At 56.4% G+C, this 780-nt stretch carries 1 pseudogene; it reads right to left on the bottom strand.

Going from position 1 to position 780, the window contains the following annotated elements:
• Nucleotides 1-246, bottom strand: a pseudogene (locus EXE44_RS17460) (ferredoxin--nitrite reductase); the annotation flags it as partial.
• Nucleotides 247-780 lie beyond the last annotated feature (534 nt).

Genomic DNA, 780 nt, shown 5'->3' with positions numbered 1-780 from the left:
GACCTCGCCGACGGCGCGCAGCTGTTCGGCGGTGAGCTGGCCGTTCGCGTTCGCCAGCCGCAGCATGAAGTAGCTCTCCTGGCCGGAGCGCTGGTGGAAGACGCCCCAGAACTTGAACCGGGAGAACCACATGTCGCGCTCGTCCTCCGGGATCGACTCCCACCCGGCCTCGGCGAACCCCAGGATCTTCTCCCGGACCTCGTCCCCGTACATCCCCTCCTTCCACGTCTCCTTCTTGTTCGTCACGCGGTCCCACCCGAGTTACCGGTCCGAGCTATTGACGACGAATTTCCAATTATCTTCGTCATTTGTCTGAATATCGCATAAGTATCGCCGCATAAAGTGTTGTCTCTTTAATAAAAACGAAAAATACGCGCGCTCTCTTCAGAGTGCGGCACTTCGTCCGTTCGCGACGGATAATTGCGGAGTAAGAGGTACGAATTTATAATTCTTGGAATTATTTGGGCTAGAAGAACTCGGATCGGAAATCCGAGATCGAACGCCGATATTGGGTAAGGACATCTAATCGATAGGGAGACCTTCCATCTTTGTCGCGTAGAACCCACCAGAAACGCGATACAACGCGGTCTTTGATGACAGACAACAGTTATCCGTCGCACAGGCCATCGTGTATCCAGTCGAAATGATTCCCGACGACGACGCCAATGGAAACGACGATCGATCAGTTCCGCCGCCCGCATTATGACCGAGCGGCGACCGACCACCTGTATGCGCTGCGCGGTCGGCTGCGGCTACCGCCAGGAGGCGGCGGACGACGAC

It is taken from the genome of Halorubrum sp. SS7, from assembly GCF_005435055.1.
In the GTDB taxonomy this organism is placed as follows: Archaea; Halobacteriota; Halobacteria; order Halobacteriales; family Haloferacaceae; genus Halorubrum; species Halorubrum salinarum.
This window is presented reverse-complemented; position numbering and strand designations above follow the sequence as displayed.